At 41.5% G+C, this 25,566-nt stretch carries 19 protein-coding genes; 16 read left to right on the forward strand and 3 right to left on the reverse strand.

What is annotated here, in order from left to right; all coding sequences use genetic code 11:
* Window positions 1-120: 120 nt before the first annotated feature.
* From Q7657_RS17175 to Q7657_RS17185, 3 genes are all read left to right on the forward strand, one after another.
* Window positions 121-813: an iron-sulfur cluster assembly scaffold protein gene (locus Q7657_RS17175; protein ID WP_008987207.1), complete on the forward strand. Its 693-nt coding sequence runs from the start codon at window positions 121-123 to the stop codon at window positions 811-813.
* A gap of 65 nt (window positions 814-878) precedes the next feature.
* The gene (locus tag Q7657_RS17180; RefSeq protein WP_053989608.1) at window positions 879-1,883 is read left to right on the forward strand and encodes a GGGtGRT protein; all 1,005 of its coding nucleotides are present in this window, start codon (window positions 879-881) and stop codon (window positions 1,881-1,883) included.
* A gap of 253 nt (window positions 1,884-2,136) precedes the next feature.
* Entirely contained in the window at window positions 2,137-3,042 is a 906-nt protein-coding gene (locus tag Q7657_RS17185; protein ID WP_107166514.1) for a manganese-dependent inorganic pyrophosphatase, read from the forward strand.
* A 75-nt stretch (window positions 3,043-3,117) separates the two neighbouring features.
* Here Q7657_RS17185 and Q7657_RS17190 read toward each other — a convergent pair whose 3' ends face one another.
* Window positions 3,118-3,429, reverse strand: coding sequence for a hypothetical protein (locus Q7657_RS17190; RefSeq protein WP_107166515.1), 312 nt, complete (start codon window positions 3,427-3,429; stop codon window positions 3,118-3,120).
* Window positions 3,430-3,804: 375 nt separating this feature from the next.
* On the opposite strand from Q7657_RS17190, the gene Q7657_RS17195 reads away from it, so the two are divergent.
* Both Q7657_RS17195 and Q7657_RS17200 read left to right on the forward strand, forming a co-directional pair.
* Window positions 3,805-5,049, forward strand: coding sequence for an outer membrane protein transport protein (locus Q7657_RS17195; RefSeq protein WP_107166516.1), 1,245 nt, complete (start codon window positions 3,805-3,807; stop codon window positions 5,047-5,049).
* Window positions 5,050-5,085: 36 nt separating this feature from the next.
* On the forward strand, window positions 5,086-7,518 hold the full coding sequence (locus Q7657_RS17200) for a VolA/Pla-1 family phospholipase (protein ID WP_107166517.1): 2,433 nt from the start codon (window positions 5,086-5,088) through the stop codon (window positions 7,516-7,518).
* Window positions 7,519-7,564: 46 nt separating this feature from the next.
* Here Q7657_RS17200 and Q7657_RS17205 read toward each other — a convergent pair whose 3' ends face one another.
* A complete protein-coding gene (locus tag Q7657_RS17205; RefSeq protein ID WP_023931960.1) occupies window positions 7,565-8,815 on the reverse strand; it encodes a patatin-like phospholipase family protein in 1,251 nt (416 codons plus the stop codon).
* Window positions 8,816-9,300: 485 nt separating this feature from the next.
* On the opposite strand from Q7657_RS17205, the gene Q7657_RS17210 reads away from it, so the two are divergent.
* From Q7657_RS17210 to panP, 3 genes are all read left to right on the forward strand, one after another.
* Window positions 9,301-9,813 (forward strand): hypothetical protein, encoded by a 513-nt coding sequence (locus tag Q7657_RS17210; protein ID WP_107166518.1) that lies wholly within the window; start codon window positions 9,301-9,303, stop codon window positions 9,811-9,813.
* A 257-nt stretch (window positions 9,814-10,070) separates the two neighbouring features.
* Window positions 10,071-11,042 (forward strand): DUF2860 domain-containing protein, encoded by a 972-nt coding sequence (locus Q7657_RS17215; RefSeq protein ID WP_107166519.1) that lies wholly within the window; start codon window positions 10,071-10,073, stop codon window positions 11,040-11,042.
* A 161-nt stretch (window positions 11,043-11,203) separates the two neighbouring features.
* Complete coding sequence (gene panP / locus Q7657_RS17220) at window positions 11,204-12,871, forward strand: pyridoxal-dependent aspartate 1-decarboxylase PanP (RefSeq protein ID WP_107166520.1); 1,668 nt, start codon at window positions 11,204-11,206, stop codon at window positions 12,869-12,871.
* Between the two features lie 572 nt (window positions 12,872-13,443).
* Here the strand turns inward: panP and torR are convergent.
* The gene (torR, locus tag Q7657_RS17225; RefSeq protein WP_005368225.1) at window positions 13,444-14,157 is read right to left on the reverse strand and encodes a two-component system response regulator TorR; all 714 of its coding nucleotides are present in this window, start codon (window positions 14,155-14,157) and stop codon (window positions 13,444-13,446) included.
* A 202-nt stretch (window positions 14,158-14,359) separates the two neighbouring features.
* Here torR and torC point away from each other — a divergent pair, with 202 nt between their 5' ends.
* From torC to Q7657_RS17265, 8 genes are all read left to right on the forward strand, one after another.
* A complete protein-coding gene (gene torC / locus Q7657_RS17230; RefSeq protein WP_107166521.1) occupies window positions 14,360-15,526 on the forward strand; it encodes a pentaheme c-type cytochrome TorC in 1,167 nt (388 codons plus the stop codon).
* A 94-nt stretch (window positions 15,527-15,620) separates the two neighbouring features.
* The gene (gene torA / locus Q7657_RS17235; RefSeq protein WP_053989599.1) at window positions 15,621-18,149 is read left to right on the forward strand and encodes a trimethylamine-N-oxide reductase TorA; all 2,529 of its coding nucleotides are present in this window, start codon (window positions 15,621-15,623) and stop codon (window positions 18,147-18,149) included.
* Between the two features lie 130 nt (window positions 18,150-18,279).
* Window positions 18,280-18,927, forward strand: coding sequence for a molecular chaperone TorD (torD, locus tag Q7657_RS17240; protein ID WP_053989598.1), 648 nt, complete (start codon window positions 18,280-18,282; stop codon window positions 18,925-18,927).
* Window positions 18,928-19,383: 456 nt separating this feature from the next.
* Window positions 19,384-20,520 (forward strand): hydrogenase small subunit, encoded by a 1,137-nt coding sequence (locus Q7657_RS17245; RefSeq protein WP_107166522.1) that lies wholly within the window; start codon window positions 19,384-19,386, stop codon window positions 20,518-20,520.
* Window positions 20,521-20,523: 3 nt separating this feature from the next.
* Window positions 20,524-22,227 (forward strand): nickel-dependent hydrogenase large subunit, encoded by a 1,704-nt coding sequence (locus Q7657_RS17250; protein ID WP_053989596.1) that lies wholly within the window; start codon window positions 20,524-20,526, stop codon window positions 22,225-22,227.
* Between the two features lie 11 nt (window positions 22,228-22,238).
* Window positions 22,239-22,982: a Ni/Fe-hydrogenase, b-type cytochrome subunit gene (cybH, locus tag Q7657_RS17255; protein WP_107166523.1), complete on the forward strand. Its 744-nt coding sequence runs from the start codon at window positions 22,239-22,241 to the stop codon at window positions 22,980-22,982.
* A gap of 5 nt (window positions 22,983-22,987) precedes the next feature.
* Entirely contained in the window at window positions 22,988-23,533 is a 546-nt protein-coding gene (locus Q7657_RS17260) for a HyaD/HybD family hydrogenase maturation endopeptidase (protein ID WP_107166524.1), read from the forward strand.
* Window positions 23,530-25,272 carry a Kae1-like domain-containing protein gene (locus tag Q7657_RS17265; RefSeq protein ID WP_107166525.1) on the forward strand — a complete coding sequence of 581 codons (1,743 nt, stop codon included), beginning with the start codon at window positions 23,530-23,532 and terminating at the stop codon, window positions 25,270-25,272. The genes Q7657_RS17260 and Q7657_RS17265 overlap by 4 nt, the downstream gene beginning before the upstream one ends.
* Window positions 25,273-25,566 lie beyond the last annotated feature (294 nt).

Here is a 25,566-nt window from a genome sequence, read left to right on the forward strand (position 1 = left end):
TTTTGTCCTCTTCTATTTTCTGCTCGATAAAGAATTATCAATTCAACACGGCTAAGCGTTATAACTCTCCCCTATTTTGAGTTTTATAATTCGCAACGCGGTGTCAAGTGAGGCAGAGCAATGCAATACTCAACTGAAGTACAAAATATGTGTCCTATCTCTCGTGGTCCTCGTCACGAGTCTGCACCAATTCCCGTTGAAGGTCGTTGGATCAATCCAAAAGACGTTATTGCAATTTCTGGTGTTAGCCACGGTGTTGGTGCTTGTGCACCACAACAAGGTGCTGCAAAACTAACGCTAAACGTTAAAAACGGTATCATCGAAGAAGCACTAATCGAAACTATCGGTTGTTCTGGTATGACTCACTCTGCGGCAATGGCTTCAGAGATCATCACTGGTAAAACAATCCTTGAAGCACTAAACACTGACCTAGTGTGTGATGCTATCAACGTTGCAATGCGTGAAATCTTCCTTCAATACGTTTACGGTCGTACACAAACTGCATTCTCTCTAGACGGTCTACCAATTGGTGCTGGTCTTGAAGATCTAGGTAAAGGTCTACGTAGCCAAGTAGGTACACACTACGGTACACGTGAAAAAGGCCCTCGTTACATGGAGATGGCTGAAGGTTACGTTACTAAAATTGCACTAGATGATAACGACGAAATCATCGGTTACCGCTTCGTTAACATCGGTAAGATGATGGAATCTATCGGTAAAGGTGTTCCGGCTGCAGACGCGATGGAACAAGCAACTGGTCAATATGGTCGTTTCGACGAAGCGGTTCGTACTATCGATCCTCGTCACGAATAATCAGCCAAGCTGTTATCCATATATCTAATTAAACCTAATTTGCTAAATTTATTGAGGATTTTATCATGGCTGCATTATTTGAAAGCTTTGATCGTCGTATCAACCAAATCACTCCAGTTCTAGAAAAATACGGTTTCGCATCGCTAGAAGAAGCACGTCAATACATCGAAGACAATGGTGTTCGTGCTTACGATATCGTGAAAGAAACACAACCTATCGCATTCGAAAACGCATCATGGGCTTACGTGCTAGGTGCTGCAATTGCACTTAAAGAAGGCGCAAAAACAGCAGCTGAAGCCGCTGAATTCCTAGGTGAAGGTCTTCAGGCATTCTGTATCCCTGGATCAGTTGCTGACCAACGTAAAGTAGGTCTTGGTCACGGTCGTCTAGGTGCGCGTCTACTAAGCAACGAAACACAATGTTTTGCGTTCCTAGCAGGTCACGAATCTTACGCTGCAGCTGAAGGTGCAATCAAAATTGCACTAAACGCAAACAAAGTTCGTACTAACCCACTACGCGTTATTCTTAACGGTTTGGGTAAAGATGCGGCTTACCTAATTGCACGTATCAACGGCTTTAACTACGTACAAACTCAGTTCAACTACACAACAGGTGAACTAGAAGTGGTTAACGAGCGTCGTTTCTCTCAAGGTACACGTGGTGAAATCAACTGTTACGGTGCTGACGATGTACGTGAAGGTGTAGCAATCATGCACCGCGAAAACGTAGATATATCTATTACAGGTAACTCTACAAACCCTACTCGCTTCCAACACCCAGTTGCAGGTACGTACAAAAAAGAACGCCTAGAAGCGGGTCTTGACTACTTCTCAGTAGCATCAGGCGGCGGTACTGGTCGTACACTACACCCAGATAACGTAGCTGCAGGTCCTGCTTCTTACGGTCTAACTGATACTATGGGTCGTATGCACTCAGATGCTCAGTTTGCTGGTTCTTCATCTGTACCGGCTCACGTTGAAATGATGGGTCTGATCGGTATGGGTAACAATCCAATGGTTGGTGCAACAGTTGCTGTTGCAGTAGCAATTGAGCAAGCGCAAAAAGCGTAAGCAGACAATTAAAAACTTTATCTTCAAATAACGACTAAAGGCGGGGTTTTAATCAACCTCGCCTTTATTTTTATCTGCTAATTCTTTATTTGTTGAATATAGATAAAAAATCTCTAAAATCCTCGGTACAAATGAAACTTGATAACACTTATACCTATAAAAATGCAGGCTTATAGGTATAATCGGTTGTAATTAAGTAATGTCGTATTACATCATTCAGTCTTGTACTGCATGATCGAGTTAAGGAAACATCATGATCCAAGTAGTAGGTCACAAAAATCCAGATAGTGATAGCATTTGTTCTGCACTAGTTTGTACAGCTCTTCTTAAGGCTCGCGGTCTTGAAGCAACGGCAATTCGCCAAGGCGAACTAAACCGTGAAACTCAGCACATCCTAGAAGTGGCTGGTGTTACTGCACCTGAGCTACGTACAAGCGTTGCAGGCGAGAAAGTATGGTTAGTTGACTACTCTGATCTTGCTCAAGCACCTGATGATCTAGCAGAAGCTGAAGTTGTAGGTATTGTTGACCACCACCGTCTAGGTGACGTGATGACAATCAACCCACTTGAAGCTTGGATCTGGCCTGTAGGTTGTACTTGTACTGTACTATTCAACATGTTCAAGATCGAAGATCACGAAATCACTCGTGAACTAGCGCTTCTTATGATGTCTGCAATCCTATCTGATACTGTAGGCTTCGCATCACCAACATGTACGCAAAAAGATAAAGATGCAGTGGCTGAGCTTGCTCAAATCGCTGACGTTCAAGATCTAGACGCATTCATCAAAGCACTGCTAATCGCTAAGACTGACATCGAAGGTCTGTCTGCAGCTGAGCTAGTTGAAAAAGATCTTAAAGGCTACCCTTTCAACAACCGTGACGTTGTTGTTGGTCAAATTGAACTTGCTACTCTTGAGCAAGTTGAAGACATGATCGAAGCACTAGAAGCTGATCTACAGCGTCGTTGTGATGAAGAAAACCTAGCAATGGCTGCGCTAATGCTAACTGACATCACAACAAGCACTACTCGCCTACTTTACAAAGGTGAGTGGAACGACATCCTAGACACGCACGCAAAAGACGGCGTTCTAATGATGGAAAACACGCTAAGCCGTAAGAAGCAAGGCTGGCCTTGGCTACAAACTGTACTAGCTTAATCATCAAGCATTAGTACAAGGTAGTTAAAAGAAAACGCGATATGAGGCGACTCCTATCGCGTTTTATATTTATAGTTATTCTAAATCACCGAATGCGATACAAGAGGTAATACCGAGTAAAGCATTTCTCTCTGTCACATAATCAAAATTGGTTACATTAACAGACAATTTATCTGCAAGGTTTTTTGATTCTTTCCTGCATTTTATTAACAGACTCTTAGTATCAGGCACAAATTGATACTCTTGATATTGAACTGTTAATGTTTCTGCATCTAAGCTGTAATTAAGACCATCACCAGCATCTTTCATCTGTATCGCGTCATATTGGTGAGATGCACAACCATTTACAAATAACAAAATAAAAATTGAGAAATAGAACTTTTTCATTTAATTAGTCACACGTTAAAGTCCAAAATAATTACTTATTAATTTCATAATACCGCCACTTATACTAGCGATATTTTGTATTCACTTGTTAACGTAAAACACCTAAAGACCACGCCACATATGGTTAATAAAAATACTATAAAATATTCATCAGAACATAATTAGAGCAAATACTTTAATTTTTCGCTCATTTTATTTGTATAATAAATATACCCTGCGGCTGATATACAACCAAACAAACCTCATTTCTGTGACATTTCTCTAATTTTTCTTAGTATTCCTATTGGGTATACATATACTTCTCTCTCTAAAAATAATGCCGCCATTTATCACACCAATGGCAGAGCAAGAAGCGAATAAAAAGAGAGACAGTCAATGTCCATTAAAAAACGTTATATAGCGTGCGTAATTGGTACTGCCCTATCAAGCCAAGCCTATGCCGCTGGCTACCAAGTTTCAGAACATACAGCTGCAGGTCTAGGTCGTGCTTATGCTGGTGATGCTGCCGTTGCTGATACTGCTGCCGTGATTGCAAGAAACCCTGCGGCAATGACACATTTCAAAAAAGCCGAAGTCTCTGGTGTTATCAGTGTTATCAAACCCTCGATTGATATTTACGATCACAGCTTTGGTCAAGGTGCGACTAATATCGCCCCTGTTAGTTTTGTACCTGCTAGTTACTATGTTCAACCGCTAAACGACAAAGTAGCCGTTGGTCTTGGACTTTTCAGTAATTACGGTGTAACGACTAAATACCCGAACGACTTTAATGCGGGTTCATTGGCTGGTAAAACCTCTCTTGAAACTATCAACTTTAATCCAAACATTGCTTACCGTGTAAACCAACATTTAAGTTTAGGCGCTGGTGTAAGCCTTGTTTACGCCAATGCTGAATTTGACCGTCGCCTAGGTGCACTTTCATTGGCTGTACCCAATAGCTCGCCTAGTGATGATGCCATTAACCTAAAAGGTACGAGTTGGGGCTGGGGTTGGAATATTGGTGCGTTATACGAATTAGATCAGAATAACCGTTTTGGTTTAAGTTACCGCTCGCAAGTAGATCTTGATTTCGATGGTAAATTTACTGACTACCTAGGTCCAATTACAGGTAAACCACATAACACTGTTTCTGCTAACCTTTCGTTGCCATTACCCGCTATTGCAGAATTTTCTGGTTTCCACCAATTAGATTCACAATGGGCTATCAGCTACAGCCTGCAATGGACGCAATACAGCAAGTTCAAAGAAATTCGTGCCACCAGCTCGCAATGTAAACCGGGCTTTAATGGTCAAGCTGGCACCTGTTTGCTGAAAAAAGAGCACTATAAAGATACGTATCGTTGGGCTGTAGGCACGACTTACACTATGAACGATGAGTGGACATTACGTTACGGTTTCGCCCTTGATCAAAATGCAGGTCAAGCGACATTAAGTATTCCTGATACTGATCGCTACTGGTACTCAGCAGGTGCTACCTACCACTTCAACCCAGATCTTTCGGTCGATATGGGTCTTTCATACATTCATAGTAAGAAAGCAACCTTCGTTGAAGATGGCAGTACCTTTACTTCTAGTGGTAAAGCCTACCTTGCTGCAGCACAGATCAACTACCGCTTTTAATGCGTTGTCAGTTGTTCATTATTTGGAATATATAGCATGAAATTTAATTCAATTGCCTTAGTGATTGCATCTGCATTAAGCGTTGTCGGCTGTGGCGGCGGTAGCCAAACAACAATAAAGCCTACTATTGATCCTGATATTGCCAACAGCTTGAAAGCAGAAACTAAAGTCGATTTCGATCTGCTTTCTGCAAACAAGAGGATTGTGATCCCTAGCTATTTAGGCATGGATGTACAAGATGGCACACTAGCAACCCGTGAAGGTGCAACAACACCTGAAATCGCAATGGGTCAAACTGATGGTTGGAGCACAACCCAACCGATTACGATTAACTTCACTGGTAAGGCGCTTGATGCTACTACAGCCGCAAATAGCTTTTACTTAATCAAATCAGGGGATCCAACTAATCCTGACGACACCACGCAGCCAACACTGTTATCCCAGCAAAACGGTGATTTTAAGGTGACGGTTTCAGGCAATAGCTTGATCGTTATGCTGCTTAAGCCACTGGATCCATCAAGTAACTACATGTTCGCTGTTACTGATGATCTAAAAGATATGAATGGCGAAGCGGTAGGTATGAGCAACTCATACGCTTTATTAAAAGCTGATAGTACGCCACCGGCTGCTGCATTAGTGCCAGCGCAGAAGATCACCCATGCGACAGAAGAAGCATTCCATAATATCGTTAAGAAACGGGATATTATCTTTTCGTCATGGTTTACTACCTTATCTGTAGGCGATGTACTATATGCAGCAAAAATGGCAACCCTACAGACGATTGCAAAACAAATTGAAACGGATGAGCCTGTAATTGCTAGTGACAATATTCCTAACCAAGAAAACCTGTATAAATTAACACGCCCACAACTTGGTGGTGTATATGGAGCAACTACACCTGCAGGAAATGAAATTTACACAGGAACCGTTTTCCTTCCTTACTACTTATCTACAGATAGCAGCAAAATCTCTTCTTCGCCTAATGCACCAGAGAAATATTTAGTAAGCCCTTGGAAAAGTGATATGCCAAGCCTTGCTAAAATTAAATATGTTCTTACTAACGGCAATAATGCAGATAAACATGCCATCGCTTCTCAACTTTCAGAACTACAGATCTCAGACACAGATCTTGCAAAAGTAGCAACAGATAAAGCGACACAAATTAAAGTACTAACGGCACTGAAAGGTCAAAAGTTAACGCTCGCTAATGGTAAGCAACTCGATCCAGAAAGATTGATCACTCGTTATAGTCCTGTTCCCCAACAACAATCAGTTGCGGCAGTACAATATAATTTAATCATGCCTAAGTTGGACAAAGAAAGCCAAGCCAAATGCAAGCAGTCAGGTTACAGCGTGACAATTTTCCAACACGGTGTAACATCAAATAAAGAACAATTTGTTTATTCTAATCCAAGCTTACCTGACAAAATTATCGGTAATCAATGTCGAGCTATTTTTGCTATTGATTTACCTCTTCATGGTACTCGAGGTGTAGGCGGTAAGAACGCTTCGGATGATCCAAAAATGTTTTTAAACTTTATTGATCTTGCAGTAGCTAGAGATAATTTACGTCAAAGTGTTATTGATGTAGTTAACTTACGTGCAGTTATAGGAAAAGTGTTAACAGACTCTGATCCAAGAGAATTAGGTAAACAACTTTCAGCGTTATCACTGAATAACGGAGTGAGTTTTGCTGGGCACTCTCTTGGAGCTATTACTGGAGTGGATGTCGCAGACATCGCAAACCGAACAATTTTTAATGACCAATACGATAAAACATTATTTAATATAAATACGGTTGCACTCGCAAATCCAGGTGCTGAAATCCCATATTTACTACTAAACTCAAAAAGTTTTAGCGATCTCATTAAAGGTGGAATCGTTGGTGCTACTAACCCATCATTCTCTAAACAATGTAGTAACACAAACCTTGCTCTATGTTATAACGACTACATAACACAGCTAAAGACAAGTAAAGATTCAGGTAATTCATTAGCCAAAATAACACTCGATACATTAAATGACAATTTTAATAAATTTGCCTATGCTGCTCAAACCGTTATGGATCCAGTAGATCCAATTAATCACGCTGCATTTGTTCCAAAAACAACAGCTGTTTTATTAGAAGAAATGAAAAATGATACGGTTATTCCAAATCAATCGACACTAGGCAAGACACTAATTTATTCGCCATTTACAGGAACAACGCCATTACTAAAACCACTGCAATTGAGTCAAACTGTTAAATCTATAGCAGAGTCACCTCTTAAAACAGCTATAAGATTTAAGGGGGGATCTCACAGTTCAGTGCTGACGCCTCTAAATCCGTCAGATCTAAAACTGCCCGCTACAGAAAAAAGTATTGCTGCGACGAATGAAATGCAGAGTGTTATCGCCTCATTTATTAATAGTAATGGTAAATCCCTTACGATTGATGATGATAGCGTTATAAGTTCATTTAACAATTAACTGCTAATCGAATAATAGTAAGCCGAGCAACTAACCCTTACTCGGCTTACTCTTCACGTAAATGCTGCATTAAACTGCTTCTCTCATTCAATATTTGAGAGAAACAATGTACGAACTTACGTCCTATTATTTTCCCTTCGCGATAATCCATTTCCAAATCATCATTACTGCTTAATAATGCACGGCTATGTAATGCTTTTTCTGGAGCAATTTGAATAACCTGTAAACCTTTCGGTGGTTCAACCAAGAACTCGTTCATGTCTTGGTAGGTTTTATAATATTTGGCGAGCATTTCTATCACATCAATATTATTACTTTGCCCTGCCAGCTTTAATAACCGCTCAATATTAATATGAGATAACCAGCTCTTATTTCCAAAGATAGATTGTTTTACTTTTTCATCACTCTTTGTTTCTAAATGCGTTAATTCATCCTGAATATGACGTTTATTCTCATCAATGATGTCTTCTTTTCGGTACTGCTCACGCCATTGTTCAAATCGACCAGTTAACTCCTGATGAATCGTTTTAATGCGATCAACAGACTCATTTAAACTGAGTTTATTTATGTAATATGGAAAATATAACTCCACACTCTCACGCCAGTCTTCAAAGATCCCTCGTTCTTCTTCCCGTTCATGCTCTAATGGCTCGGTACGTATAACAACAACTAAATCGGCCCCTCTATGCCATGCCTCTTTAACCGGAACAGCAGCACTAACACCACCGTCAACCCATTCCAAATCATCAAGGTTTACAGGCAAGTTATATAGCACAGGGATCGCACAGCTGGCACGCAACACTTCTCGCCAGTTCTCCTGATACATTGGCATATAAATATCTTGCAGCGTATCTTTACGCGTTGCGCAGGCAAAAGCTTCACGATAGCGCAATGTTTTCTTAGCGGTAATAAAATCTAACGGCAACTCGCCCGATGGAGAGACCACTTGCAGCGCCCAATCCAGATTCATCGGCTGCTGTTTACTTAAATATTTATATAAGCTAAAGAATTTGTCGGTTGTGGTGTAGTTTTGAATAAACTGATAACCAAAACGATGCTGGCGGCTAATATAAGAAGAAAGATTCAACGCCCCTGCGGAAGTGCCAATATACATAGCAAAGGGATCAAATTGGTGTTCAAGAAAACTATCTAACACCCCTGCGGTAAAGATGCCACGTTGACCACCGCCCTGAACAACTAAAGCGATTTTCTTATGTTGTGAGGCATAAATATGTGACGAAAAAGCTGATACCGATTCTTTATCAAAAGAACTCAAACTAAACGGCAGATAATTCATTTCTCCCCCACAGGTTAGAAAACATTCTGACGTAATATACTAACTTAGTTGAGTATTTAAAATGAATAGACACTTAACAAGTTAAAGAGATAAATCTGATACTTATCTCTTTAACTTAATAATATGTTAAGCCGTTAACGCAACGATGGCGTAACTAAAAATGGTTGTTAACGTCAGTGTTACGGTAATCACAGCCAGTTTTAAGTCTTGTTCCATACTCAACTCCTTATCTATCCCTGCTTGGATATGTAACATTTTGTTAACTAAAGTGTAGATGTGTTACACGGATGTTATCAAATCAATTTGTACGGAATTAAGATAATTATCACATTAATATCAACAGCGTATAACTTGCTTCAGGTTTGCTACAGCGGTCACTGATTATCGTTAAGTAACATAGTAGAAGTAACGCCATCATTTTCTTGTGTTAGAAATGCTTTTAAATCGTTACAATTTGCTTTCAATTAGTATTACAAGGACGTCAGATGAAACTTGCAGCAACATTTATTTTAATGTCTCTAATGCCGACGGCTGCATTAGCCTCACCGAACCAATGCGAGAGTGATAAGTATCATCAATACGTTGACGCTTCCCTTGAGTGGTATCAAAACCTCGTGGATCTCACCGTACAAAAACACCCAGATTTAAAAGAAGTCAGTGATTGGTTTATGCAAGGAAGAATGAACCATTTCGAATTAAACCGTGAAGCTTTCGATTGGTATTTAGCTAATGATGCAACTCATCTAAATTTAGATAGCTCCGTTGAATCGTGGCTGAAATTATCGCAACAAGACGTTAAAACCTTATCACAACAAAATACACCATTAGGGCAAACAGCCAAAAAAGCATTTAACGATCGTCAAACAAAGCCACACCCTAAAAATTATGAATTACGTAGTGCTTTTGCTGATTTATTAACGCATCCAGCAGATATTAAGCAGCCCCTAAATACTTACAATGAAAAAATGCAGCAATTAGCCGCCACTACATGTAAATAATCACACCTTTCATTGCTCTTATTTATTTTAAAACGCCAAAAATAAGAGCAATATTTAACATTCTAATTTTATTTTTCTTCCAAATATCATCAAAATAAATGCCCATTATCAAAACTTGGTTAAATTACCATTTCCTGATTCAATCCCCTTCCTTGCTAATATAAAATTAATCTATACTTATTTTGTATTTTTGTTTGTTATTTCATTTTTAATCTTGCTTTGATGAAATAAACCTATTTAGAAAAGGATGCTTACGCATGAAGCCACTCTACATTGGTTTAGCAACTGCTATTGTAAGTTGTAATACAATGGCAAAACCTGTTGATTGGACACCAGGGTTCAATGGTGATATCTCATTAATGGCTGCATATACCCGAACAAATTCCCAATTTGATTCAGGTAATGCAACAACAGAGAATTTACACTCTTCAGGTAATGATCAAAGCCATATCCTTGCCGCTCCACTAGGAACACTGGCTTACACGTTAGCCAGTGCTAAGCAACAATTTTTCTTTGGTACTGATCGCTCTGATGTCGCATTAGGACGTTTTCACACTGAAGTTGGCTATCGCCAGAAATTAGAAAATAACGGAACTGTCTCGTTCAGTTATATTCCGGGTTTATTAGATTTAAAAACATGGCAAAACCCTTACTTAACGGGTACTTCACGCGAGAAAACAGGGAGTAACGTTAAAGCTTTCCGTGCACAGTGGGAAAATATTGGCGATTCAATGTACTCCCTTGATACTGCTTATGGCCGCTATGATGTCGACCAAGAAAGAAGTGGTGAAGGGTCAAACATTGATACTCACCTACTTGATCGTAATGCGAAGCTATTCTTTATTGAGGGTAGCCACTTATTACCACTAAGCCGTTCTCAAATGATCCGTACAGCGTTGAACTACAGCAACATAGATGCTGATGGTAAAGCAATGGCTGCTGATATTTACGGTGGCTCAGCAAGTTTCATCCAGTTGTTCCCGCAATCAAGCTTGATCTTAACCTTAAGTTATAAAAAAGCACTGTTTGACGCAGAAAATCCTATTTTTGATAAGAAACAGGAAGATGACCGCTTCGGTGCTTTCCTTGCTTATGAATATCGCCAGCCATTTAACTGGAAGAACTGGAGTATTGTTTCATTGCTTGGTTACAACACAACTCAATCAAACATCCACTTCTACGATGCTGATACAACGCTTGTTAGTCTAGGGATGAACTACCGTTTTTAATCGCAAAACTAACAATGTGCTGTTAACAGCACAGCATTGTCTTGTGTAAGCAATTTATGGCTCTGTTATGATACAGAGCCATAAATTTTTCGAGACATAGGTTAGGTTTTCCATTAGATTAACAGCACTTTACCCAAGTTAAAGAAACGTTACTGAGTATTATGGCTGTTAATAATCGCACTGCCGATGCATCGCAGGAATCGTTGCATCGCATTTTTACAGTACCGGAAGCCCCAGATTCCACCTTGGGGATGATCGAAAAAGAGCTTTCAGAAAACCTAAACGAGTTTCTGCGAACGCACATTGCTGCAAGAGAAAAGCCTCTTATTGAAATAGAGAAAGACTTCTCTGATCCTGCTATTCCAGAAACACCAAGTTTTGTTTCCGAGCACACCCAGTTTCTATTAAACAAGCTGGTATCCCAGTCGGTTCACACTTCAGCGCCAACCTTCATTGGGCATATGACGTCTGCCCTGCCTTATTTCATGATGCCACTTTCCAAAATCATGATTGCGCTGAATCAGAACTTGGTAAAAATAGAAACATCAAAAGCATTTACACCACTTGAACGCCAAGTGCTAGGGATGCTGCATAAACTTATATTCAATCAGCAGGAAAGCTTCTACCAACAATGGATGCACAGTGCTGACCATTCTTTAGGCGCTTTTTGTTCTGGTGGTACCATTGCCAATATCACCGCCCTTTGGGTTGCCCGCAATACTGTGTTAAAACCAGATGGTGATTTTAAAGGAGTGGCACAGGAAGGTTTGTTCCGAGCAATGAAGCATTATGGTTATGATGACTTAGCCATTTTAGTCTCAGAGCGTGGTCATTACTCATTAAAGAAAGCTGCCGATGTTTTAGGTATTGGTCGTGACAGCTTGATATCAATAAAAACAGACGACAATAACCGTATCGATCTGGATCATCTACAAACCACCCTCACTGATCTTAAGCAACGTAATATTAAACCTTTCGCCATTATTGGTATTGCTGGTACCACAGAAACCGGCAATATCGATCCCTTAGAACAACTGGCCGATATCGCAGCAGAACATCAATGCCACTTCCACGTTGATGCCGCTTGGGGTGGCGCCACCTTAATGTCGAATAAATATCGTCATTTATTAAAAGGGATTGAACGCGCTGATTCGATCACTATAGATGCCCATAAGCAGCTTTACATTCCAATGGGCGCAGGTATGGTGATCTTCAAAAATCCAGAACTAATGACAGCAATTGAACATCATGCGGAATATATTCTTCGTAAAGGTTCAAAAGACTTAGGTAGCCACACGTTAGAAGGCTCACGTAGTGGTATGGCGATGTTGTTATATGCCAGCTTAAATATTATTAGCCGTCCTGGTTATGAATTACTGATCAATAATAGTATTGAAAAAGCCCGTTACTTTGCCGATCTCATCAAGCAGCAAGATGACTTTGAATTAGTGACAGAGCCAGAACTGTGCTTGCTCACCTATCGTTACGTACCAAAACGTACTCAACAAGCATTAGAAATTGCGACAGCAGAAGAGCGTGAAATTCTATTAGAACTGCTCAATGATCTGACGCAGTTTATCCAAAAACGACAGCGTGAATCAGGCAAGACATTTGTATCACGTACACGTATTACACCAGAGAAATGGCACCACAAAATCACCACGGTCTTCCGTGTCGTTCTGGCAAACCCATTAACCACAAATACTATCTTGCAAGATGTTCTCAATGAGCAACGTGAGTTAGCGAAGGAAAGTAACATTAGCTTGCCTGAACTGATGAATTTAACAGACAAAATAATGCTAAAAAGAGATGATAATCTTAATAATTAGCGCGATTTTCTATATAAAAAATTGCAATATTTAGCGATAAAGCCCAGATTTTCTGGGCTTTTTACATTTTGTTACCTATTAACAATCGAAAAATTGTATGTCTGCTTTATTAATAATCTGCAAATCAACTATTAACAGTGCATTATTGTAGTATGAATAACTCATTTATGAGGTCAATTTTCTACTTCCAACCTTCGCATAGTGTTTCTTCATTTCCTTATAAATATGCAAAGCTTCTTTTTGAACAGCGATCAATAAATTCTCTTATTAACAAAATGACTTTTATTTTTTGCAATGTTAAACATAAGATTCTCACATGTTCCCAACTTGTTATTGATGATGTTAACGAATGGTTTAAAAATCGACTTTCGAATGAGATTAATTATTAGTTATTGATTTTGAATAAAATTCACACAAAAAATTTTATCCATCACGATTGATTTAGATCAAGATATTTGCTCATTTTGTTCCATAAAAAAGGCCGTATTATCAAATAATACGGCCTTTTTATTTCAAAATGTTTCACTCAACAAGAAGCGATAAAGTGCGGTCACTGTATAAATTTAGACGAATTAATCGCCAGCAAACATGTAACCTTCACCGTGAACTGTCACAAAAATCTGTGGATTTTTCGGATCCAATTCCATTTTAGAACGCATACGACGGATCAAAACATCGATAGTTCTGTCGTTTGGCGCTTCTACTCGATGGCTTAACATGTTCAAAATTCGTTCACGACTTAACACCACATTTGGGTGTGAAGAGAAGGCAACTAACAGCTCATATTCTGCTTTAGTTAGCTTCACTGGTAAGCCGTTGTGAGTCAGTGCGCGTTTGTTAATATCGAACTGCCATTCACCAAAACGAATGATGTTATCTTCCTGCATTTCGACCATGGTTTCGTCACGCGCTTTTTCTACTAAGGTCATGCGCCATAACAAGTTTTTCACTCGAACAAGCAGTTCACGAAGCTCAAAAGGTTTAGTCACATAGTCGTCTGCGCCCATCTCTAAACCAACGATTCTATCGATACTATCTGTGCGTCCTGTCACCAAAATAATACCCACTTCAGAGCGGCTACGAAGCTCACGAGTTAGCATCAAACCGTCTTCACCGGGAAGGTTAATATCAAGCATGACGAGGTCGATTTTTTCGGTCGCCATGATCTCTCGCATCTGTGCGCCACTGTCCGCTTGGCTAACCTTGTATCCTTCATTCTCGAAATACCCTACCAGTTTAGTACGGGTAACAATTTCATCTTCCACAACAAGTACGTGATGAGTCATGTTTGTCTCTTTTAGTTTTTTAGGTGTTCTTACGAAACGTTAGCACAAACAACTGTTATTCACAATTTGTCATAAACCTGAGTTTGCTATTCATTCGTAGCATTAACCTTATTCACATCGTGGACATAAGATTACCTCATAAAATTTATAACGTCACCGTAGCTTTACGGTGTGCATTCATTCTTAAATGGAATCTTTCAACATGAAAAAACTTTGGCAAATGTTGACTAAGCCAAGCAGCAAGTATTCTGTTCTTGCACTTGTACTAGTTGGTATTGGTATCACCCTTGCGGGCATTTTTGCTGTGCATAAGGGATTTGAACACGCCTCTCAAACTGAATTCTGTATCAGCTGCCACACCATGCAGCAGAACTACGAAGAATATAAGCAATCTGTACACTTCAAAAACGCTTCAGGTGTACGTGCTGAATGTGTTGACTGTCACCAACCTAAAGACCTTCCAGGTGCTGTTCAACGTAAACTTGGCGCTTGGAAAGATGTATACAACCAATACATCACTAAGAAGATTGACACACCTGAGAAATTTGAAGAGCACCGCCTAGAGCTTGCTCAAATTGTTTGGAAGCGTATGTCTGACAACAACTCTAAAACGTGTAAGAGCTGTCACGACTACTCTGCAATGGACCACGCTAAGCAGTCTCCTGAAGCTGCAAAAGCGATGACAGATGCAGCAGCTAAGAACATGAACTGTATCGAGTGTCACAAAGGTATTGCACACGAACTACCAAACATGGCTGGCGGTTTCCAAAAAGACTTCCAAGGCCTACAAGCTGAAGCAACTGCACAAGGTGCAAAAGCTGACAAGCTTTACTCTCTTGGTGAAAAAGATCTGTTCGCAACTGACGACGCTAACGGCAAATCAGAAGGTAAATTACTACCAGCTTCTGAAGTTACTGTTCTTGAGCGTAAAGGCGACATGCTGAAAGTTGAAGTCAATGGCTGGTTAGAGAAATCTGGTAAAGGCCGTGTTATGACAGAATACATGGGTAAACGTGTATTCAAGGCAACTATCCGTGGCGACATCAAAGCGAACGAGAAGATTATTAAAGAAGAAACAGATCCTGCGACTGACATCGTATGGCAAAACGTTTCTGTACAAGCTTGGATCACTAAAGCTGACATGATCGATAGCATCCAGCCAATCTGGAACTACGCAGAAGAAATGTACGGCTCTACTTGTAATGCTTGTCACGCGGCGCCAGCGCCAGGCCATTTTACTGCAAATGGCTGGATCGCAAGTCTGAAAGCCATGAGCTCATACTACCGTCTGTCTAAGACTGAAGAACGTACGCTACTGAAATACCTACAGAACCACGGTAGCGATACAGGCGGTGCAGGCGCGCACTAATCCCGCGAGCCAATAAACGAATAAATGATAGGCGGGGACGTCTCCAGTCCCCGCCCCATTGATAAAAATTAAAGTTTAAGGATTGACCAAAAATATGGCGACTCAAACGAATAATACTGGCATTTCACGCCGCCGCTTCCTATCAGGCCTTGCTATGGCAAGTGCTGCATCGGTTGTTGGTACTAGCCTACTTGCACCACGCAAGGCAATGGCTGCTGAAGAAGCAAAAGCTGCTTTCTCTGGCGAAGTGCTATCTGGTTCTCACTGGGGTGCTTTCCGCGCTAAAGTAGTTGATGGTGTTTGGACTGAAACAACACCATTTGAAAAAGACAAAAACCCAACTGACATGATCCAAGCGGTACGTGAAGTGGTTTACAACCCTGCTCGTATCAAATACCCAATGGTTCGTATCGATTGGTTAAAGCAAGGCTATAAGTCTGACACAACTCAACGTGGTAACAACCGTTTCGTACGTGTGCCATGGTCTCAAGCGCTAGACTTCTTCTACCATGAGATGGAACGTGTTCAGAACAACTTCGGTCCAAGCGCACTGTACTCTGGTCACACAGGTTGGCAGTCAGTAGGTAAACTGCATAACGCAGGTACTATGATGAAGCGTGGTATCGGTCTACACGGTACGACGCTTGGTAAGATGGGTGACTACTCTACTGGTGCAGCTCAAGTAATTCTTCCTTACGTTGCTGGTGCAATGGAAGTTTACGAGCAGCAAACTTCATGGCCACTAGTGCTTGAGCACTCTGACACTATCGTTATTTGGGCATCTGACCCAATTAAGAACCTGCAAGTGGGTTGGTTAGTACCTGACCACAGCCCATACCAATACTATGAGCAACTTGCAGAGAAAGTGAAGAACAAAGAAATCAAAGTGATCTACGTGGATCCAGTGGTTTCTAGCACCCAAAAAGCCGTTGGTGGTGAGCAGATCCGTGTTAACCCACAGACTGACGTTCCATTAATGCTTGCGCTTGCGCACACGCTATACACTGAAAACTTATACAACAAAGACTTCATTGCTGATTACACAACAGGTCTTGATAAGTTCATGCCTTACGTTCTTGGTAAGACTGACGGTGTTGTTAAGAACCCTGAGTGGGCAGAGAAGATCTGTGGCGTTAAAGCTGATGACATCCGTGCACTTGCTCGCACTATGGCAAGCGGTCGTACGCAAATCATCGGTGGCTGGTGTCTACAGCGTATGCAGCACGGCGAACAGTACGCGTGGATGCTAGTAGTACTTGCAGCAATGCTTGGCCAAATCGGTCTACCTGGTGGTGGTTTCGGTTTCGGCTGGCACTACAACGATGCAGGTTCTATCACATCTAACGGCCCACTAATGTCAGGCTTTAGCGGTGTAACAGGTATCGACCCAATCCATAACGGTTCTTACAACGGTTACTCTACTTTCATTCCTGTAGCGCGTTTTGTTGACTGTATCGACAACCCAGGAAAGACCATCAACTACAATGGTCAGAAAGTGAAGTACCCATTCATGAAGATGGCTATCTTCAGCGGTAACAACCCATTCGGTCACCACCAAGACCGTAACAAGATGATCAAAGCTTGGACTAAGCTAGAAACGGTTGTTTCGATTGATCACCAGTGGACAGCAACATGTCGTTTTGCAGATATCGTATTACCTGCAACAACAACATACGAGCGTAACGATATCGAACAATACGGTAACCACTCTAACGCAGGTATTATTGCCCTGCGTAAGATTGTTGAACCTATGTACGAATCTAAAGATGATTTCGAAATCTTCCGTGAGCTATGTTCTCGCTTCAACCGCGAAGAAGCATTCACTGGCGGTAAGACGCAAATGGAAATCATTGAAGAGATCTACAACGGTGCGCGTCTACAAGGTCGTGGTCTAGGTGTTCGTATGCCTAACTTCAAGAAGTTCTGGGATGGTGAAGGTTTCATCGAGTTCCCTGCGGGTAAAGAGTGGGTTCGCCACGAATCATTCCGTAAAGAACCTGATCTTGAGCCACTAGGTACGTCTTCAGGTATGATCGAAATCTACTGTAAGACTATCGCTGATATGGGTTACAAAGACTGTCAAGGTCACCCAATGTGGTTTGAAAAGACTGAACGTAGTCACGGTGGTCCTCGCTCTGATCGCTTCCCGATCAACATGCAGAGTACGCACCCGAAAGATCGTCTACACTCACAGCTATGTTCATCAACGGATTTCCGCGCAACTTACGCTGTTGCAGATCGCGAGCCTATCTTCATGAACACTGAAGATGCTGCGGCACGTGGTATTAAATCTGGTGACATCGTTCGTGTATTCAACGATCGTGGTCAAGTGCTTGCAGGTGCTGTAGTAACTGACGATTACCTACCAGGTGTTTGTCGTCTACAAGAAGGTGCATGGTACAGCCCATTAGAAGGCGGTAAAGCTGGCACTATCTGTACTTACGGTGATCCAAACGTACTAACAGAAGACATCGGTACTTCTAGCCTTGCGCAAGCAACATCAGCTGCTGCTGCTCTAGTTCAAATCGAGAAGTACACTGGTGTTGTTCCAGCGGTAACAGGCTTTAACGGTCCTATCTACGAAGAAGGTATCGACCCACTGTTCCCAGCAATGGACAAGTAATTTAACGAGTTAGTTAAATAAAATAAGGCGATGAACGAAAATTCATCGCCTTTATTTTACCTTTTTAAAATAGATTCCAATATAATGTCTGAGGTTATATTTGAATGTGTTTTATGTGTCTGGAGTGACAATGCAAGAATTTATTGCTTTCAACGAACAACGTGCTGAAATTTACTGGTGGATGTCTTCATTGTTCGCACGCGAACTCACTGATGCGGATCTGCATGAATACCACGGTGGTGAAATGTACACATTCCTTTCAGGCTTAGGCATGACTGAGGAATTGAAAGCACCCGTTGAAGCTTTCCGTGACGCCATTAATAAATCTAACTCTCGCCCAGATGAGCAACTAGAGCTTGCGGCAGATTTCTGTGGCTTATTCCTAAGTACACCGAAAACAGGTGCCCTACCGTATGCGTCTATGTACGTAGGTACAACAGGTTTACTTAATGATAAGCCAGCACAAGATATGAACGTGCTAATGAACGATTACGCGATTGCTCAGCGTAAAGAGTTCAATGAGCCTGCCGATCACCTTGCGGTTGAATTAGATTTCATGGGGAATCTGATCATCATGGGTAACCAACAAGAAACAGAAGAAAAGCGTGAAGAGCTAATGCAAGCGCAGCTTTCTTTCGTAAATACTATGCTGCTTAACTGGTTACCAATGTTTGCTAAAGAATGCCAAAACCGCGATCAATTTGGTTTTTATGCAGCAGCTGCTAACCTGCTATTGGCTTTCTGTAAGCTTGATGCAGCCTTCCTTGCTGGTGAATAATCTTTCACGCCAGTAAGTGCTCGAAATCCAAAACCTCGGCCTATCGCTGAGGTTTTTTGCTTTTAATAAGCACTTAATTGCTCTAAAAAGCTAAACATTTCTAATATTGCTCACACTTGTTGCTCGTAAGGCTGATTATTCATTTTTTATTTTGGATTTATGTTGCATAGTCAATCAGGTTTTATACATTAACCAATCGATTAACTTATTCCAACATTTTATATAATCCTATAATTTCAACGAGTTAAACCTTATATCATCGTCATAGTTAATACAAAAAATTCTCATTAACAATATCAATGACTTATTTATGCATAGCGTCATTTTTGATTTTTTATATTGTCATACAAAAAATTAAAATCTGATATAGATCAATCATTTCCCTCCTCTATCCTCCTAAAATCCTCACGCTATACCTATAGCGCATAAGTATTATTTTATAGACAAGGTTGATAGATGGACTCGCATGCAGCCCTTTTCGAACTTGGCAAAAAACGTCTTGCCGAGTTACGAGCAATGAAACCTCTTCGTGAGGAATCATTCAAAGATAAATTAGAACAAAATGGCATTACCCGTCGTGATTTCATGATTTGGAGTGCCACCATCACATCACTTCTCGCCTTACCCCTACCTTTTAGCACCATGGTAGCTGAAGCGGCTGAGCTTTCAGATCGTGTGCCTCTTATCTGGTTAAGCCTTGCAGAATGTACTGGTTGTTCAGAATCGCTAACACGTACAACAACACCTGATATTAGTACCCTTTTGTTTGAACATGTTTCTCTTGAATACCAAGAAGTACTGATGGCAGCCGCTGGTCAACAAGCTGAAGAAAACCTAGAAAACGCTATGAAAGCGTACAAAGGCAAATACCTATTAGCAGCAGAAGGTGCGGTTCCTACTGCTAATAACGGTATTTATCTTACGCTTGGCAGCAAAGCTGAAACGGGTATGTCATTGATCAAGCGTGTGGCTAACGATGCTGCAGCTGTTATCTGTGTGGGTACTTGTTCTTCTTTCGGTGGTGTACAAGCCGCTCGCCCTAACCCAACCGGTGCGAAAAGCGTCGGTGCTGTGATTGATCGTCCAGTGATTAACGTTGCGGGCTGTCCACCAAACCCTGCCAACATCACAGGTACATTGATGTACTACATCATGTTTGGTCGCCTTCCTGCTCTTGATATGTTCAATCGTCCTAAGTGGGCATATGGTGCCCGTGTTCATGATAACTGTGAGCGTCGTGGTCACTTTGATGCGGGCGAATTCGTGACTGAGTTTGGTGACGATAACGCTAAGCAAGGTTACTGCCTATTTAAGATGGGTTGTAAAGGTCCTTACACTTACAACAACTGCCCTACAGAGCGTTTCAACTCACACACTAGCTGGCCTGTGCTTGCTGGTCACGGTTGTATTGGTTGTTCAGAGCCAGACTTCTGGGATGAGATGGCATATTTCGAGAAGCCATTAAGCCGTAAGCCATTACATGGTTTAGATGCCACTGCCGATACTATTGGCGCAGTGACACTAGGCGTTACCGCTGTGGGTATTGGTGCTCACGCAGTAAGTAGTATTTTTGCAAAGAAAGTCGAGGAATAATTCATGAGCAAGCGTGTCGTAATCGATCCCATTACTCGTATCGAAGGCCACTTACGCATCGAAGTTGAACTTGATGCCAACAACGTTATTGAAAAAGCATACGCCTCTTCTACCCTGTTCCGTGGTTTAGAGATCATCATGAAAGGCCGTACACCTTACGATACTGGTCTATTAATGCAGCGTATCTGTGGTGTATGTACTTCATCTCACTACTTATGTGGCACATTGGCGGTTGAAAATGCAATCAATGCGCAAGTGCCTATCAATGCAAAATACATTCGTAGCCTGATCTTAACCTCACTTGAAATGCACGACCACATTGTGCACTTCTACCTACTTCACGGCCTTGACTGGGTTGATGTAGTGTCAGCTCTAAGTGCCGATCCTGCTAAAGCTGCGCAAGAAGCAATGAAGTGGTCGAAAACACCAATGGCAGCTGGTGAAGGTGAACTACGCGCCGTACAAGAGAAAGTACAAGGCCTAGTAAACACAGGTAAGTTAGGTCCGTTTGCTAACGCATACTGGGGCAACAAAACTTACGCTTTCACGCCAGAGCAGAACCTTATTGGTCTATCTCACTACCTTAAAGCACTAGAAGTTCAGCGTGTTGGTGCTGAGATGATGGCAATTTGGGGTGGTAAGAACCCTCACCCACAATCAATTGTTGTTGGTGGTGTGACGTGTGTACGTGACATGTTAGATCCTGCACGTCTACAAGAGTTTAAGCAAAAGTTTGTTCATGTTGCTGAGTTTATCGAACGTGCATACCAAGCTGATATTTTGATGGCAGCTTCGGCATTTGGTAAAGAGCCAAGCGTTCTAGGTGGCTGTAACATCAGCACCTTCATGTGTAGCGAGTCTATCCAGCTAAACGAAGAAACACATCTATTCACTAGCGGTGTGATCCGCAACAAAGACATCACTAAAGCAGAAGATGTGGATCTTAGCCTGATCGCAGAAGATGTGACTCACTCATGGTACAACGCAGATAAACCGCAGCACCCTTATGATGGCACAACCATCCCTGAGCATACGCCATTCATTGAACGTGACACCCTTGAAGGTAAGCGTCCAACTATTAATGAAGCTGGCAAATACTCTTGGGTTAAATCACCACGTTACAATGGCGAGCCTGTAGAAGTAGGTCCACTAGCAACTATTGCTGTGAACTACGCAAAAGGTAACCCATATGTAGTACCTGTAGTTAACGAGTTCTTAAAAACAACAGGTCTGCCAGCAGGTGCCCTATTTACGACATTAGGTCGTACTGCTGCACGTATGCTGCATACTTTGATCATTGCTCGTAACGGTTTAACCACATTTGAATCTATGGTGAACAACTTAAATTCAGATCAAACCACTTACATTGAACCAACTATTGATCCTGCGAAAGAGTACAAAGGTGTGGGTGTGATTGAAGCGCCTCGTGGCCTGCTAAGTCACTGGATCCGTATTAAAGATGGTTTAGTTGAAAACTACCAAGCTGTTGTTCCAACCACATGGAACGCAGGCCCTATCGATGGTAACGGTAAGATCGGTCCTTACGAAGCCTCTTTAGTTGGCTTAAAGTTAGAAGACCCAACTAAGCCTCTTGAAGTACTACGTGTGATCCACTCATTTGACCCATGCATGGCGTGTTCAGTACACGTGATGGATTACAAAGGCCAATCTTTGAGTGAATTCCGTATTCCTGCACAAGCGATGTAAGGAAGGAATTTATGTCAACAGATACAGTGTTGTACAAACGATCCTATGTTTTCTCTTTTATTATTCGTCTCTGTCACTGGCTGCGTGCTTTTGCCATCTTTGGCTTAATTGCAACGGGCTTTTACATTGCATGGCCTTTCTTGGTTGCGCCGGATAGCACGAATGTATTAGAGCAAGGCTGGATCCGTTTTGCCCATGAAGTTCTTGGTTTTGTGTTGATCGCGGTCACCTTAATTCGTGCTTACTTGTTCTTCTTTAGTCGCAGTAACGTTGAACGTCGCTCGGTGAAAGATGCTGTAAGTCCGACAAGTTGGATTAAACAGATCAAAGCCTATTTCTGGATCGGTCAACCGCCTCACCATGGCGCATACGGCCCATTACAGTTGGTGGTTTATGCGGGTATTTCTATTGCCGCTATTTTCATGTGTGTAACGGGCTTAACCCTGTATGCCAACGTTTATCATTTAGGTATGGGCGGTCTATTCTGGCAACCTGCTGAATGGGTAACGTACGCGATGGGTGGTTTAGCGAATGTTCGTGAATGGCACCATATCGTAACTTGGGCATTCATTGTGTTCGTTCTGATCCACGTTTACATGGTGATTTGGACAGGCATCCGTTTCCGTAATGGCTCAGCAGACGCCATCATGTCAGGTTACGACTACCACCCTGTGCATGTGAAAGAAGAGAACAAGGGTAAACACCCGGTTCAACATCACGCACACAACGCAAACACTGACCATAAAGGCCACTAGCACTAATGAAGATATTGCTACTTGGTATTGGCAATGTCTTGTACGCCGACGAAGGTGTCGGCGTACATTTCGTCAATTACCTCACCGAAAACTACCGCTTTTCACACCCAGAACATCAGATTGATCTCGTTGATGGCGGTACTCTTGCACACAGTTTGATTCCAACCCTGACCCAGTATGATCACTTAGTGGTGATTGATACCGTTAATGCCGCTGGTGTTGATGCAGGTGAAGTCTACTTCTTTGATTTTGATAAAGCCCCTGCTGAGATCGATTGGCAAGGCAGTGCTCACGAAGTTGAAATGCTGCAAACCTTGATCATGATGGAGTTAGTTGGTGATCGCCCTAAGACATTTGTTCTGGGTGTAACACCTACCGTATTAGAGCCAATGCACATGGGCTTAACACCGAAGATTCACGCCGCGATCCCTGTTATGGAATCTGCGATACTTAATCATTTGTGTGAGCTAGGTGTGACTTGTGAGCGCGTCAATAACATCGAAATTAATAGCCTAATTCCAACCGCTTATAAACGAGGAGTTGATTCATGAAATTAATCCAATTTTCATTTAAATGCTCTCGCCAAGTCCCGTTTTACGCCCAGTTATGTAACGATTATTTAGCTAATGAACCGTATGAAATCACGATCGGTTTCGTCAAGAATCGCTACATTATTGAAGCTGTTGGTGAGCAAGCGCAATTAGAAGCGTTAGCCGATAAAATTGCCCATGATTTCTTACTTTCTATCTGGTTACTAGAAACCAAAGTAGAAGAAATTAGTCATCGTGAAGGCAGTGTGGTTCCACTGGTGAACACTTCACATCAATTACCATTCTGCCAACATTGTGAGCCATTATTAGGTGATAACCAATCACCACAATTTGGCGAATTAAGCTTGTCATGCGCATGTTGTCACGGTGAAAAGCGTCTACCTGCTACAGTTAGCTTTAATCAAGTAAAAGCATGGGCTGATGATGTGATCAGTAATGGTTCGGTGATTTTCAACTTAACCAACGAGCAAGGTAAACATCAGCTATTTCAGCTAAGTACATCACCCGTTTCTACTTCGTCGCAGAAACGTCCACAAGTGCTGATTTGTAATCCTAATACTGTGCCAATGCACTTTATTACTCCATCAGCACATGTGTTAGCCTTATCTAGCTTAGAAAAACCACGAGTAACAGTTCAACCGAAAGCGCAACATCAGCAATTACATGCACCACTGTACGATTTATGTTTTAGCTATAATCGTGTGCTAACAGTACTGACTGAAGTCTTACGTCAGCAAGGTATTGATTATGTGTACCTTGATACTAATCACTGGCAACCCTTGATCACTTGGATTGAAAACGGTTGGAGTCAGATCGACAGCGATCCTGAGGTATCACTGCCAGTTTCGATCAAAGCGTTAGAGCCGCTACACGATCAAGCCTGTATTAACGGATTAAATGCTTACTGGCATAAGCGTCGCATTCACTTCGACCACCAGCCTAAACATGCCAATGATGTACCTGCTCATGCGCTACCGATTTGTGCCTTACATGGTGGCAATATTGAATCTGGTAATGGTCGTAATACCACAGTGATCTATTTTGGGCGTTATGCGGCAGGTGAAATTGTCTGCCAAGATAAATTTACTCGTACCGATAGTTTCTTAGTGCTACCTAGCCTACCTCATACAGGACATGACATTATTCGTGCCATGGCTGAGGGTGAGCAAGCAACTATATTAGCTAAATTTAAAGATGCACTGCCAGAGAGTTACCAAGCATTAAGCCAAATCGACATTAGCCAATGTTATAACCAGTTAACAGGCTTGTTTGCCGTTGCCGCAACAATTTTGGGCTTATCGACGTCAAGCACTAATAGTATTCAATACTTAAACGATGCCCTAATTGCCAAAGCACTACAAAACAGCGGTCAAAAAGGTCATCGCGTTGATTACTCATTAGATATGGTTGATGGCAAGCGCACCATTGAATGGGCGAAAACATTAGGCAGCTTAATGAGCTTCCGTTTAGTGGTCGATGAATCCGAGTTAGATAAGCTCGCCTTTGGCATAATGGATTCACTGGCTGATTACATTGCTAATTGGGTTGAACGTATTGATGAAACCACTGGTGTTAAAGCGGTTGTGCTTGCTGGCAGTGACTTTGCCAATGAAGTATTAACAGAACGTTTATCACTTCGTGTGGGCAAAAACTTCCCTATTACTGTAAACCGTCAATTAGAACTCGATGGCAGTAACTTAAGTGCAGGCGCATTGTATCTGAAAATGCGTCGTCGCTAATTGAATAACGCCTTTTTGACGGTTTAAAAAGGCGTTATTTCCAACCTTAAATCACCTTTTATAAAATAGATTGAGATATTTAACTTTTCATAAAATAAAGCTTATACCAACGATTAAATAAGTCGCTTTTATTACTTTTTCATGACCATTCATCGCTAAGAACGAAATTAATCGTCATTTTTTTGACCTGAAAATCTAATTTTGTACAAAAACAAGAACAAAAAAATACAATTAACTATGCATCTCTGTGTCTAGATCTCAAAATGATTATTATCTATTTTGAAATTATCCCCG

This window comes from Candidatus Photobacterium acropomis, from assembly GCF_030685555.1.
Lineage (GTDB): Bacteria > Pseudomonadota > Gammaproteobacteria > Enterobacterales > Vibrionaceae > Photobacterium > Photobacterium lucens.